We start from the raw sequence: 13,784 nt of genomic DNA, 5'->3' as shown, positions 1-13,784 counted from the left end.
CGCGGTGCGGCGGGGCGGGCGATATCCGCCCCGCCGACGCGAGGGGTCGGCCCGGCCCCCGGGGGTCCGTCGCGCGGCGCGTGCCGTGCGGCGGAGCCGGGGAGGCCGGGACCGGGTTCGGCTCCTAGAAGTCGAACTTGTCGATGTTGTCCTTGGTGAACGTGGTCGGCGGGCCGAGAACGATCTCGCCGTCCGCGCCGATCGTCTTCGTGCCGAGCTTGCCCGCCTTGAAGGATTCGCCCTGCTTGCCGGAGATCTGGCCCGAGGCGAGCGCCGCCGCGGCGTAGCCGCCGAGGTACCCGACGTCCTCCGGGTTCCAGAGCGCGAACTCGGAGACCGTGCCGTCCTTGACGAACTTGCGCATCTGGTTCGGCGTGCCGAGGCCCGTGATCGCGACCTTGCCCTTGTACTTCGAGCCGGACACGTAGCGGGCGGCCGCGGCGATGCCGACGGTCGTGGGCGAGATGATCGACTTGAGGTTCGGGTAGGCGCTCAGGAGGCCCTGCGCCTGCTGGAACGACTTCTGGTCGTCGTCGTCGCCGTACGCGACCTTGACGAGCTTCAGGCCCTGGTACTCGGGCTTCTGGAGCTCCGCCTTCATGATCTTGATCCAGGCGTTCTGGTTCGGCGCGTTGGCCGTCGCCGAGAGGACCGCGATCTCGCCGGTGCCGGCGGTCGACTTCGCCTGCTTGGCGAGCTGCACGCCGATCGACTGCGTCGTCGCCTGGTTGATGAAGATCTGGCGCGCGTCCTTCGCGGCGTCGGAGTCCTGCGTCACGACCTTCACGCCGCGCTGCATGGCCTGCTTGAGGACCGGCGCGATCGCGTTGGGGTCGTTGGCGGCCAGGACGATCGCGTCCGGCTTCTGCTGCGTGATCGAGCGCAGGAGCGAGACCTGCGACGAGGCGCCGGCGTCGGTCGGGCCCTGGATCTTGGCGCTGCCGCCGGTCTCCTCGATGGCCGCGACGGTGCCCTTGTCCTCGAGCTCCTCGTAGGGGTTGCCGAGCTGCTTGGGCATCACGACGACCTTCAGCCCCTTCTTGATCGCGGCCGACGTGTCGGCCTTCCCGGCGTCGGCCGAGGCGGCGCTGCCGCCGCCACCGCTCGAGTCGGAGTCGTCCTTGGTCGAGCCGCAGCCCGTGATGAGCGCCGCGCCCAGGACCACTGCGAACAGCAGGCCCAGCATGCGCATGAAGCGTGAATCACGCATCGGTGTTCCCCTCTCCTTCCGGCCCGGAGGGAGCTGCCGCGGGTCGGCCGGGCCGGAAGGGCCGAGCACCGCGGTTTCTGGTGCGGCGCGCCTCACGGAAGCGCGCTGCGAGGTTCGGCCCCAGGACGGAGCCGATGAGCAAGATGCCGAAGACGATGTTGACCCAGTACGTGCTGATGTCCGGGTCGAGGTTCAGCGCCTTCTGGATGCCGCCGAGCAGGATCAGGGCGAGGATGACCCCGCCGATCGTGCCGGAGCCGCCGAAGATCGAGACGCCCCCGAGGACGACCGCCGCGATGGCGGTCAGCTCGAAGCCGGTGCCGACGTTGCCGGCGGCCGTCGAGTTGCGCAGCGTCAGGAGGATCCCCGCCAGCGCCGCGATGGCGCCGCTGAGGACGAAGAGCTTGAGCTGCGTCCGGTTCACGCGCAGTCCGCTGAACCGCGCGGCCTCCTTGTTGGCGCCGATCGCGAAGATCGAGCGGCCGAACGGCGTGCGGTGCAGGACGACCGCGAAGATCGCCGCGAGCACCAGGAACAGGACGATCGTGTTCGGGACGACGGTGCCGCCGAAGTTCCCGAACGCCCAGTCGGTGTAGTCCGTCGGGAAGTCGGTGACCGACTCGTCCCCGAGGATCACGAACGCCAGGCCGCGGAACAGGGCCATCGTGCCGATCGTCACCGCGAGGCTCGGGAGCCCGAGGCCCGTGACGAGCCAGCCGTTGATCAGGCCGCAGACCGCGCCGGCCACGATGCAGATCGGGAGGATCGCCTCCATCGGCAGGCCCTGGTTCCACAGGTAGCCCATGAGCGCCGAGCTGAGCGCCAGGACCGAGGCGACCGAGAGGTCGATCTCGCCCGTGGCGATGATCAGCGTCAGCGGGAGCGCGAGGATCGCGTACTCGGTGAAGTCGCTGGACCCGGTGGTCAGCGACTCGCCGGTGAGGAACTCGGACGAGATCCCGGAGCCGATCGCGAAGACGACCGCGATCAGGACGAGGATCAGGGTCTCCCAGCGACCGAGGACCTTCTTCAGGAGCGAGTCCTCGGTGCGGACGACGCCGGGCGTCCGGTCGGGCGCGGAGCCCGTCGGCGTGGTGGCCACGGTGCTCATGCGGAGGTCCTCCGTCGGGCGGAGCGTTGCCGGAGCAGCGCCTCGCTCTGGTTCGCGATCAGGCGGTCCAGCGCGATCGCGACGATGATCAGGAGGCCGACGATGGCCTGCTGCCAGAAGTCGTCGATCTTCAGGACGATCAGGGCGGTCTGGATCGTGCCGAGCAGCACCGCGCCGATCGCCGCGCCGAGCACGGAGCCCGAGCCGCCGGCGATCGCGACGCCGCCGACGACGGCCGCACCGATGACGCGGAGCTCGTAGCCGTCGCCCGCGGTCGCGTCGACGGTCCCGTAGCGGGCCGCGAACATCGCGCCGCCCAGGCCGGCCAGCGCGCCGGAGATCACGAACGCCTGCGTGACGCGGCGGTCGCTCTTCAGGCCGGCGAGCTTCGCCGCCTGGCCCCCGGAGCGCCCGCTGGACCCGATCGCGTAGAGCTGGCGGCCCCACGCGTAGTCGCGGGTGACGAACCAGAAGAGCAGGATCACGACGACCGCGACGACGATCAGCGTCGGGATCCCGAGCAGCGTGCCCGAGCCGACGTTCAGGAACGAGTCGGGCAGGTCCTCGGCGTTGATCTGGCGTCCGTCGGTGACGAGGAACGCGACGCCGCGCAGGGCGTACATCGTGCCGAGCGTCACGACGAGGGCCGGGACGCGGCCCCAGGTCACGAGCACGCCGTTCAGCAGGCCGCAGGCCGCCCCGATGGCGACGGCGACGAGCACCGCGACGATCCACGGCATCCCGGGGTGTTTCGTCAGGAGGTCGCCGCAGAGGAACGCGGTCAGCCCGAGGATCGACCCAACGGAGAGGTCGATGTTCCGCGTGACGATCACGAGCGTCATGCCCGCGGTCATCACGGCGATGATCGCGACGTTGAGGACGGTCTCCTTGATGCTGTCGAGGTCGAAGAAGTTCGGCTCGATCGCGCCGGTGATCCCGACGATCGCGAGCAGGACGACGACCAGGCCGAGCTCGCGGGCGCGGATCAGGCGGTCGACGACGCGCCGGCCCGTGGAGACGCGCTCGGCCTCCGCCTCGGCGACGGCGGCGGGACCCTGGGGCGCGCTCGGCCCGGGAGGGGCGGACACGGGGGTGCTCATGCGATCTCCTCGGTGACCGGCGCGCGGCCGGTGGCGGCGCGGACGACGCGCTCCTCGTCGGCCTCGGCCCGCGACAGCTCGGCCGTCACGCGGCCCTCGAACACCACGAGGACGCGGTCGGCCATCCCGAGCACCTCGGGCAGCTCGCTGGAGACCATGAGGACGGCGAGGCCCTCCGACGCGAGGTCGTTGATGATCCGGTGGACCTCGGCCTTGGTGCCGACGTCGATGCCGCGGGTGGGCTCGTCGATGATCAGCAGGCGCGGCTTCGTGCTCAGCCACTTGGCGAGCACGACCTTCTGCTGGTTGCCGCCCGACAGCGTGCCGACGGGGTCGGAGAGCCGGCCGTACTTCAGCTGCAGCCGCTCGCCCCACTGCGAGGCCTCGGCGCGCTCGCGCTTCGGCGACAGCAGGCCGCGGCTGCGCATCTCGCCCAGGCGGGCGAGCGTGGCGTTCTGCCCGATCGACATGTCCATCACGAGGCCCTGCTGCCGGCGGTCCTCGGGGACGAGCGCCATGCCGGCGGCGACCGCGGCGGTCGGCTTGCCGAGCGGCAGGTCCGTGCCGTTCATCGACACGGAGCCCTCGGTGGCCTGGTCGACGCCGAAGATCGCCTGGACGACCTCGGACCGGCCGGCGCCGACGAGCCCGGCCAGCGCGACGATCTCGCCGGCCTTCACCTGCAGGTCGACGTCGTAGAAGACGCCCTCGCGGGAGAGCCCGCGCACGTCGAGCACGACGTCGCCGATCTCGGCCTCGGTCTTCGGGAAGAGCTGGTTGACGTCCCGGCCGACCATCCGGCGGACGAGCTCGTCCTCCGGCAGCTCCGACAGCGGGCCGTCGTGGACGACCTCGCCGTCGCGCATGACGGTCACGACCGTGGCGATCTCGTAGACCTCCTCCAGCCGGTGGCTGATGAAGAGGACGGCGGCGCCGCGGGCCTGGAGTGCACGGACGACGCCGAAGAGACGCTCGACCTCGCGGCCCGAGAGCGCGGCGGTCGGCTCGTCCATGATGAGGACGCGCGCGTCGAAGCTCATCGCCTTGGCGATCTCGACGATCTGCTGGTCCGCGATCGACAGGCCCTGCACGGGGCGGTCGGGATCGAGGTCGACGCCGAGGCGGTCGAGGAGGTCCTGGACCGACTTCTTCATCGCCGGGCGGTCGATGCGCCCGAAGGAGCGGCGCGGGTGCCGGCCCATGACGACGTTCTCGGCGACCGAGAGGTCGGGGAAGAGCGTCGGCTCCTGGAGGATCACCGCGACGCCGGCGTCGCGGCTGTCGGCGGTGGAGTGGAAGACGACGGGCTCGCCGTCGACGAGGACGGTGCCGCTGTTGGGGCGGTCGACGCCGGTGAGGATCTTCACGAGCGTCGACTTGCCGGCGCCGTTCTCCCCCATCAGCGCGCGGACCTCGCCGGCCCGGAGCGCGAGCGACGCGCCCCGGAGCGCGTGGACGGCACCGAACGAGCGGCTCGCGCCGTCCAGGGCGACGAGCGGCGTCGTCGCGACGGCGCTCATGCCGTCGCCTCCTCCGGGCTCGGCTCGTCGCCCTCGTCGAGGCGGCGGACGGCGACGCCGGGGACGTCGATCGCGTTCAGTAGGTCGGAGTCGGCGGCCAGTCCGGCGACGAGGACGTCGGAGCAGGCGGAGACCGGGCCGATGACCGAGAGCCCCCGGCGGTCGAGCTTGCCGCCGTCGACCAGGAGGGTGGCCTGCTCGGCCTGCGCGATCATCACGCGCTTGACCTCGGCCTCGAGCGGGTCGGCGTCGGTGAGCGTGCCGTCCGGTGCGATGCCCTTCACGGACAGGAACGCGCGGTCGGTCCAGTGCCGGCGGAGCGCCTCGACGGCGACCGGCCCGACGAATGAGCGCGAGATGCGCCGCAGCTGGCCGCCGGCGGCGATCAGCTCGATCGCCTCGCGGCCGTTGGACGACACGAGATCGATGATCGGCAGCGAGTTCGTCACGACCGTGACGGGGCGGTCGTCGCGGATCAGGACCTCGGCGAGGTGGTACGCGGTGGTCGACGAGTCGAGGAACAGCGCCTCGCCGTCCTCCACGGTCGCGGCGGCGGCGACGGCCAGGGCGCGCTTGGCGGCGGTGGCGGTCGCCATGCGGGCGGAGAACGAGTCCTCGTGAGAGCTCGTGCTCGGCAGGACGGCGCCGCCGTGGGTCCGGCGGGCGGAGCCCTGGCGCTCGAGCTCGGCGAGGTCGCGCCGCGCGGTCATCGGCGAGATGCCGAAGCGCTCCTCGAGCTCGGCGACGGTCACCGCGCGCTGGGCCTGCAGGAGCTCGAGGATCGCCTCGCGGCGGCCCTCGGCGAGTCGAAGTCGGTCGTCCGGTGCTTTGCGGTTGTTTTTCGACATCTAGGCGGTCCCTTCTCCTGCAAGTGCGCGGGTTCGCGCAGAAACGATCAGAACAGATCGGTAAGACTGTGTCAAGACGCACAGTGAAGAACCTGCTGCGTTCGACCGCGATCCCAGTGAGGGACGGCGTTTCCTCCCGATCCGCAGACCGTCCACCGATCGCGGTGGACGATGTCAGCGTGCCCTCGTGATCGGACGGACGACCACGTCCGCGCGCGAACGACCACGGCGGACCCGGCCGTCGGCCCGGTCCGGGCGACCGCCGGCGGACCTATCCGGGCGACCGCCGGCGGTCCTACCCGGGCGAGCCGGTCTCGTCCACGAGCACCACGACGAGCGTGCGCGGGCCGTGGACGCCCTCGACCCGCTGGAGCTCGATGTCGCTGGTCGCGGACGGGCCGGACACGAACGTCAGCGGTGGCGCCGGCGCGCCCCCGGGCGGCGCCGGGCGGAGGACGAGGAACGCGTCGTCGACGTCGTCGACCAGCTGCCCGGAGCGGACGACGCAGACGTGGCGGTCGGGGACGAGCGTGAGGCGCCGGGGTCCCTGGTCGTCGGCGTGGTCCAGCACGATGGTGCCGGTCTCGGCGATCGCCGCGCGGCAGGCGGTGACGACCGCCTCGACCGCCGGCAGCTCCGCGGTGGTGAGCGCCGAGCCGTCCAGCGCGCCGCCGGGGCGCCAGTCCGCGGGGAGCCCAGGCGGCGCGGCGACGGTGCCCGGGTCGAGGTCGACGAGCGCGGATGCCACCGCCGTGCTGACACCGACGGGATCCGTCCGCAGGACCGTCGCGCGGTAGTCGGCCACGCGCTCCGCGAACCGCTCGAGGAGGTCGGCCGGGTCCACGGATGCGCGCGGGCGCCGCGCGGGTGCGGGAGGCTCGGGGTCGTGCTCCGGATCTCGTGCCTCCGCGGCACGCTCCGCCGTCCGCAGTGCCGCGCGCACGCGCGCGAGGACCTCGTCGCGACCGCTCACGGGCGCTCCCGCCCCTCGGGCGACGCTGTTCCGGCGGGGTGCTGGACGACCTCGACGGCGGGGCCGTCGGGGTCCGTCGGTGCCGTGTCCCCCGCCTCGCGGTCCCGCCACCACGAGCGGAACGACGGCTCGGGGTCGGGGAGGTCGCGGGAGGCCGTCCAGCCCTGCAGTCCGGGGAGCTTCCCGCGCCTCCCGCGACCGTTGTCCAGCAGCGCGAGACCGAGGCGGCCGGCCCGCTGCGCGGCCTCGTAGGCGCGGCGGCTGTCCATGACGCGCGCGACGCTGCGCATCGCGAGGCGCTCGGCGCCCGCTCCGTGCCCCTTCCCGGACGCGTTCGTCTCCGCGGTCACCCGTCCGCGCAGGTGCACGAGGATCTTCGGGATGTCGATCTTGACGGGGCAGACCTCGTAGCAGGCGCCGCAGAGGCTCGAGGCCCACGGGAGCGTCGGCGCGGTGTCGAGTCCCTGGAGCTGCGGCGTCAGGATCGCGCCGATCGGGCCGGGGTAGATCGACTCGTACGCCTGCCCCCCGGTCCGCTCGTAGACCGGACAGACGTTCAGGCACGCGGAGCAGCGGATGCAGCGCAGTGCGTCGCGCCCGACGGGATCCGCGAGCGCGTTGGTCCGCCCCGCGTCCACGAGCACGAGGTGGAACTCCTCCGGCCCGTCGTCGGGCGTCGTCCCGGTCCAGAGCGAGGTGTACGGGTTCATCCGCTCGCCGGTCGACGAGCGCGGCAGCAGGCGGAGGATCGTCCCCAGGTCCTCCCAGGTCTCCAGCACCTTCTCGATGCCCATGACCGTGATGAGCGTCCTCGGGAGCGTCAGGCACATCCGGCCGTTGCCCTCGGACTCGACGATCGCGACGGTACCGGTCTCGGCGACGGCCCCGTTGGCGCCGGAGATCGCGACGGGCACGCGGAGGAACTGCTCGCGGAGGTGCCGGCGGGCGGCCTCGGCGAGCGCGGCCGGGTCGTCGGACACCTCGGCCGCGCCGGGCAGGTGCTCGCGGAAGATGTCGCGGATCTCGCGTCGGTTGCGGTGGATCGCGGGGACGAGGATGTGGCTCTGCCGGTCGCCGCCGAGCTGGACGATGAGTTCCGCCAGGTCGGTCTCCTGGGAGCGGATCCCGGCGTCCTCCAGCGCGGGGTTCAGCTCGAGCTCGTCGGTGAGGAGCGACTTGACCTTGATGACCTCGTCGCTGCCGGTGGCGCGCACGAGGTCGACGACGATCCGCTGGGCCGCGGCCTTGTCGGGCGCCCAGTGGACGACGCCGCCGGCCGCCACGACGTTCCGCTCGAGCTCCTCGAGCCGCTCGTCGAGCCGGCGCAGTGCGCGGTCGCGGGCCGCCGCGCCCTCGTCGCGCAGGTCCTCCCAGTCGTCGACCTCCTCGACGACCGCGCTCCGCTTGGCGCGGATCGCGGTCGTGGCGTGGCCGAGGTTCGCCCGCAGCTGCGCGTCCTGCAGCGTGGTGGCCGCGGCCTTCGGGAAGTCGAGCGGGTGCTCGGGCCAGCGCTCGCTCATCGGGCGCCCGCCCGCAGCGCCTTCGGGAGCCGGCCGTCCGAGGCCGGGACGCCCGCGAGGATCTCGGCGTAGTGCAACGGGCGGACCGGCGCACGCTGGCGCGACAGTCCGCCGCCCAGGTGCATGAGGCACGAGGAGTCCGCCGCGGCCAGGACCTCGGCCCCGGTCTGCCGGACGTGCTTCAGCTTGTCGTCCATCATCGCGGTGGAGACGTCGGCGTTCGTGACCGCGAACGTCCCGCCGAACCCGCAGCACGACGTCGCCTGCGGCAGCTCGCGGAGCTCGATCCCCGGCACGTTCCGGAGCATCCGCTGCGGACGGTCGCCGATCCCGAGCAGCCGCAGCCCGTGGCACGTCGGGTGGTACGTGACGCTGTGCGGGAAGGCGGGCGCCCCGACGTCCTCGACCCCGAGGTCCTCGACGAGGTACGTGGACAGGTCGCGCGTGCGGGCGGCGAGCGCCCGGGCCTCGCGCAGGAGCCCCGCGTCGCCGGACCGCTCGGCCAGGTGCGGGTAGTGCTCCACGACCTGCGCGGCGCACGACGGCGACGGCGAGACGACGACCTCGGCGTCCCGGAACGCGTCGATCGTGCGGCGCATCAGGCGCGTCGCGTCGTCGGGGTGGCCGCCGTTCTGGTGCATCTGCCCGCAGCAGGTCTGCTCCATCGGCACGTCGAGCGTCACGCCCACCCGCTCGAGGACGGCCACGCTCGCGCGACCGACGCCCGGGTACATGGTGTCGACCAGGCAGGTGATCAAGAGCGATGCCCGCGTCCCCATGCGGAGCAGCGTAGCCTGCCGCGATCGTTCACGGGGGTTTGTGTGCGATTGCGGTTGGATCGACGGACGGACGACCGAGGGCCGCAGCGCCCGTCCCGCCGCGGCCCCGGCGGCCGACGCCGGGACGGCCGCGCGGGACCGATCGTCCCCAGGCTCCGGGCAGCACCCGTTGATCGAACATAAAGGCCGTGCGGCTACGATCGCTCCATGGATTCAACGGGGCGCACGGCCCGGGTGCTGATCGTCGAGGACGACGAGGAGATCGCCGGGGTCCTCGGCAGGACGCTGCGGCTCGAGGACTACGAGACCCGCACCGCCCGCGACGGGCAGAGCGCGCTCGCCGAGGCCCGGACGTTCATGCCGGACCTCGTCATCCTCGACCTCGGGCTGCCGGACATGGACGGCATCTCGGTCGCCGGGCACCTCCGCGAGTCCGACGACGTGCCGATCCTGATCCTCACCGCGCGCGACGCCGTCGAGCACCGCGTCGAGGGTCTCGACTCCGGCGCCGACGACTACCTCGTCAAGCCGTTCGAGCGCGACGAGCTCCTCGCCCGCATCCGCGCGCTGCTGCGCCGTCGCCCCCCGCGCGGCGAGGCCGCCCTCGTGTGCGCCGACCTCACCCTGAACCCCGCCACGCACGAGGTCTTCCGCGGCGAGCGCCACATCGAGCTGACGCAGCGCGAGTTCGAGCTCCTCGAGTACCTGATGCGCAACGAGAAGCTCGTCGTCCCGCGTCAGCGTCTCCTGGAGGAGGTCTGGGGCTACGACCCGCTCGCGTCGACGAACACGATCGAGGTCTTCATCTCCAACGTGCGTCGCAAGCTCGAGGAAGGTGGCGAGGACCGCCTCGTCCACACCATCCGCGGCGCGGGCTACGTCCTCCGCGTCGGGCGCTGACCGGTCCGCGGACCACACACTCCGCTGAACACCTTCGACGACTCCGAGCGCCCCTCGGACCCCAGGCGCGTCCGGCTCCTGCGCGGGCTCGACCGCCTGCCCATCCGCTGGCGGCTCGCCGTGGTCTCGGCAACGCTGACGGGCGTGATCCTGCTCGTCTTCGCCATGGCGGTCGGGACGTTCACGACGAAGCGCATCGCCAGTGACTTCGAGACGCAGTCCGCGGCGCGGTTCGACCTGTTCCAGCGACGGCTGAAGGTGACGCAGACCGGTGGCGGTCGTCCGGTCGTCAACGTCGACGCGCTGTCGGCGATCGGCGTCGAGGCGACCACTGCGCTCAAGGTCTGGCAGGTCGACAATCGCACGGGGAGCACACGGCAGATCGCACCGATCGGCTACGGGAGCACCGTGAACCTCGGAAGCCCGGACGCGGACCCACAGCGGATCGACGACCTCCGGATCGAGACGCGACGGATCCGCACCCCCGTGGTGGACGCGAACGGCAACCAGAAGGCCGTGGAGGTCGAGCGCCCGGCCGTGGTGGGCACGTCGGCGCCGGGATCCTTCGGGACCATGCCGACGGTCGGGACCGTCCGGACCCAGATCCCGGTCACGGCGGACCTCATCGTACGGGTGGGCCGGTCGTACGACGCCGTCGAGCGCACGACCCGCCGCGTGTGGTCCGCGTTGGCGCTCGGCGTCGTCGGCGGGACCTTCCTCGCCCTGATCGCCGGGCTCGCCCTCGGGGCGCGGGCGATGCGCCCGGTCCGACGGATGACCCACACCGCGCGCCACATCGCCCGGACGCGGGACCTCGACGCGAAGATGCCGCCGTCCAAGGTCCACGACGAGATCGCGGAGCTCAGCGGCACGCTCCAGGACATGCTCGACGAGCTGGCCGCCTCCCAGGCGACGGTCGACGCCACGCTGCAGCGGCAGCGCGAGTTCATCGCCGACGCCTCGCACGAGCTCCGCACGCCGCTGACGTCCGTGCAGGCGAACCTCGAGCTCCTGGCGCTCACGACGACCGGCGACGACCAGGAGGCCGCGGAGTCGGCGCTGCGGTCGTCCCGGCGGATGCGGCGGCTCGTCGCCGACCTGCTGCTGCTCGCGCGCATGGACGCGAGCCGCGAGACCGAGCGCGCCGACGTCGACCTCGACCGCGCGATCCTCGAGGCGGTCGACGAGCTCGAGCCGCAGATCGGCGACCACGAGGTCGCCCTCGACCTCGATCCCGTGACGCTGGACGGCATCCGCGACGAGCTGGTCCGCATGGTCGCCAACCTCGTCGGCAACGCGCTGCGCCACACCCCGTCCGGCACCGAGATCCGCGTGCGCCTGCGGGCGACGGGCACCCACGGCGAGCTCGTGGTCGAGGACGACGGTCCGGGGATCCCCGTGGAGCTGCGGGCGCGGATCTTCGACCGCTTCGTCCGACGCGGTGGCGAGGGCGCCGGCTCGACCGGCATCGGCCTGGCGATCGTCCGGGCGGCCGCGCAGCGCCACGGCGGTGACGTCCGGGTGGAGGCCACCGACGAGGCGACGGGCCTCGGCGCCCGGTTCGTCGTGACGATGGCCGTGCGCGCGACGGTCGAGCCGACGGGCACGCTCGCCGACGAGGCGGGCGGCACCCTCTGGGCCGGGGGCTCGGAGGAGGACAGCGCGTCCCGCCGTGTCGTGCGGCGCATCCGCTCGCGGCTGCGGGCCGCCGGTCGCCCGACGACGGTGATGGTCGACCCCGCCGCGCACGAGGCGGACACCGACGACGACGTCCGGGAGGATCCGGACGCCCCCCCGGCCGGCGACGAGGCCGACGGCGAGGGTGCCCCGGACGCCGACGCCGGACCCGCGGACGCCGGGCAGGACGAACGTCCGGACGGCGCGAGCCGCCTGGACGATCCCGACGAGCGCCGCTGACGGCGCCCGGCCGGCCGGAGCCGCTAGACCGCGACGACGACCGGCATCACGACCGGGCGGCGCTTCAGCTTCTCCCAGACGAGCTGGGCGACGTCGTCGTGGAGGATCCGCTGGATCTCGTCCAGGTCGTGGATCTTGTCGGCCGCGGCGCGCTCGACGGAGGCGTCGACCTGCTCGCGGACGGCGGTCATGAACTGCTCGTCGTGCTTGAACGGCACGCCGCGGAACAGCAGCTCGGCCTCGGCGACGGTCTTGCCGTCGTCGTCGCCGATCGTCGCGACGACGACGAACAGGCCGTCGGCGGACAGCGACCGGCGGTCGCGCAGCGCGGCGTCGGCGGTGGCGCCGATGTCGGTGCCGTCGACGTACATCACGCCCGAGTTGATCGGCTTGCCGAAGCGGGCGCCGCGCTGGTCGATCTCGACCGGCAGGCCGTTCTCGGCGCAGAAGACGTTGTCGTCCTTCACGCCGACCGAGACGGCGATCTTCTTGTGCAGGCGCAGGCGCTGGTAGTCGCCGTGCATCGGCATGACGTACTTCGGCTTCGTCAGGTTGAGCATCATCTTCATCTCCTCCTGGTAGCCGTGGCCGGAGGCGTGGATCGGCGCGTCCTTGTGCGTGATGACGTTCGCGCCGGCCTGGTAGAGCTTGTCGATCGTCTCGTTGACGGCGCGCTCGTTGCCCGGGATCGGGGTGGCCGAGAAGACGACGGTGTCGCCCTCGTGGATCCGGATCTGCGGGTGGTCGCGGAACGCCATGCGGCGCAGCGCGGCGAGCGGCTCGCCCTGGGAGCCGGTCGACATCACGAGGACGCGGTGGTCCGGGAGGTGCTCGAGGTCGCGCGGCTGCACGAGGACGCCGTCCGGGATCTGGAGGATGCCCAGGGTCCGCGCGATGTTCGTGTTCTTCTTCATCGACCGGCCGAGCAGGCAGACCTTGCGGTTGAGCTTCACCGCGGCGTCGATGACCTGCTGCACGCGGTGCAGGTTCGAGGCGAAGGACGTGACGATGATGCGGCCGCGCAAGGGCGCGAAGGCGGCCTCGAGCGCGGGGCCGACGAGCGACTCCGACGGGGACCAGCCGGGCCGGTCGACGTTCGTGGAGTCGCCGAGCAGCATGAGGAGGCCCTCGCTGCCGTAGCGCGAGAAGCGCAGGAAGTCCGCGGGACCGCCGTCGACCGGGGTCTGGTCGAACTTGTAGTCCGCCGTGAACAGCAGCGTGCCGAGCGGCGTGTTGACGCCGACCGCGGCGGTGTCCGGGATCGAGTGCGTGGTGTGGATGAACTCGAGCTCGAACGTGCCGACCTTGACGGTCTGGCCCGGCTTGACCGTGGTCAGCGGGACCTCGCGCAGGCGGTGCTCCTCGAGCTTGCTCTTGGCCATCGCCATCGTGAGCGGCAGGCCGAGGATCTTCGGTGCGTGGCGGGCGCCGCCGAGCTGCTTGAGGACGAACGGCAGCGCGCCGATGTGGTCCTCGTGGCCGTGGGTGATGACGATCGCCTCGATGTCGGCGGCGCGGTCCTTCAGGTAGCTGAAGTCCGGGAGCACGAGGTCGATGCCGACCTGCTCCGCCGTCGGGAAGCGCACGCCGACGTCGATGACGACGATCTTGCCGTCGTACTCGACGACGGTCATGTTCTTGCCGATCTCGCCCAGCCCGCCGAGGGGCAGGATGCGGAGCGTCTTCTGTGCCGGTCGGTTTCCGGTCATATGTGGTGTTCCTCTTCCGTCGGTGCGCCACGACCGTGTGCCGTGCGCGTGTCAGAGGCCCCGCCGTGGGCGGGAGCACTCGGATAAGCGGAGCGCCCGGAGCTCGACGCCCGCGGTCGTCCGGGCGCGTGCGCAGCGCGGACGACGATCGGCGGGGTCCCGGCGATGCGGGACGGGGAAGCGGCCGGCGAGCGTGC

General features: G+C 72.4%; 11 protein-coding genes. 2 read left to right on the top strand and 9 right to left on the bottom strand.

Annotated features, from left to right (window positions below):
* Positions 1–124: 124 nt before the first annotated feature.
* From rhaS to PATMI_RS31465, 8 genes are all read right to left on the bottom strand, one after another.
* Positions 125–1,210 carry a rhamnose ABC transporter substrate-binding protein gene (gene rhaS / locus PATMI_RS0118565; protein WP_211241750.1) on the bottom strand — a complete coding sequence of 362 codons (1,086 nt, stop codon included), beginning with the start codon at positions 1,208–1,210 and terminating at the stop codon, positions 125–127.
* Entirely contained in the window at positions 1,203–2,321 is a 1,119-nt protein-coding gene (locus PATMI_RS31480; RefSeq protein ID WP_084270069.1) for an ABC transporter permease, read from the bottom strand. Before PATMI_RS31480 ends, rhaS begins: the two co-directional genes overlap by 8 nt.
* On the bottom strand, positions 2,318–3,421 hold the full coding sequence (locus PATMI_RS0118555) for an ABC transporter permease (protein ID WP_084270068.1): 1,104 nt from the start codon (positions 3,419–3,421) through the stop codon (positions 2,318–2,320). The genes PATMI_RS31480 and PATMI_RS0118555 overlap by 4 nt, the downstream gene beginning before the upstream one ends.
* Entirely contained in the window at positions 3,418–4,941 is a 1,524-nt protein-coding gene (locus PATMI_RS0118550; protein ID WP_026911962.1) for a sugar ABC transporter ATP-binding protein, read from the bottom strand. Before PATMI_RS0118550 ends, PATMI_RS0118555 begins: the two co-directional genes overlap by 4 nt.
* Entirely contained in the window at positions 4,938–5,789 is an 852-nt protein-coding gene (locus PATMI_RS31475) for a DeoR/GlpR family DNA-binding transcription regulator (protein ID WP_051472014.1), read from the bottom strand. The genes PATMI_RS0118550 and PATMI_RS31475 overlap by 4 nt, the downstream gene beginning before the upstream one ends.
* Before the next feature lie 295 nt (positions 5,790–6,084).
* On the bottom strand, positions 6,085–6,762 hold the full coding sequence (locus PATMI_RS0118540) for a LutC/YkgG family protein (protein ID WP_026911961.1): 678 nt from the start codon (positions 6,760–6,762) through the stop codon (positions 6,085–6,087).
* Positions 6,759–8,282: a lactate utilization protein B gene (locus tag PATMI_RS31470; RefSeq protein ID WP_084270067.1), complete on the bottom strand. Its 1,524-nt coding sequence runs from the start codon at positions 8,280–8,282 to the stop codon at positions 6,759–6,761. The genes PATMI_RS0118540 and PATMI_RS31470 overlap by 4 nt, the downstream gene beginning before the upstream one ends.
* Positions 8,279–9,061, bottom strand: a complete 783-nt coding sequence (locus PATMI_RS31465; RefSeq protein ID WP_051472013.1) for a (Fe-S)-binding protein — start codon at positions 9,059–9,061, stop codon at positions 8,279–8,281. The genes PATMI_RS31470 and PATMI_RS31465 overlap by 4 nt, the downstream gene beginning before the upstream one ends.
* A gap of 207 nt (positions 9,062–9,268) precedes the next feature.
* Here PATMI_RS31465 and PATMI_RS0118525 point away from each other — a divergent pair, with 207 nt between their 5' ends.
* Both PATMI_RS0118525 and PATMI_RS35025 read left to right on the top strand, forming a co-directional pair.
* The gene (locus PATMI_RS0118525; protein ID WP_026911960.1) at positions 9,269–9,961 is read left to right on the top strand and encodes a response regulator transcription factor; all 693 of its coding nucleotides are present in this window, start codon (positions 9,269–9,271) and stop codon (positions 9,959–9,961) included.
* Positions 9,962–10,105: 144 nt separating this feature from the next.
* Positions 10,106–11,878 (top strand): sensor histidine kinase, encoded by a 1,773-nt coding sequence (locus PATMI_RS35025; protein WP_157260848.1) that lies wholly within the window; start codon positions 10,106–10,108, stop codon positions 11,876–11,878.
* A 23-nt stretch (positions 11,879–11,901) separates the two neighbouring features.
* Here PATMI_RS35025 and PATMI_RS0118515 read toward each other — a convergent pair whose 3' ends face one another.
* A complete protein-coding gene (locus PATMI_RS0118515; RefSeq protein WP_026911959.1) occupies positions 11,902–13,587 on the bottom strand; it encodes a ribonuclease J in 1,686 nt (561 codons plus the stop codon).
* Between the last annotated feature and the right edge of the window lie 197 nt (positions 13,588–13,784).

Source organism: Patulibacter minatonensis DSM 18081, assembly GCF_000519325.1.
Classification (GTDB): Bacteria; Actinomycetota; Thermoleophilia; order Solirubrobacterales; family Solirubrobacteraceae; genus Patulibacter; species Patulibacter minatonensis.
This window is presented reverse-complemented; position numbering and strand designations above follow the sequence as displayed.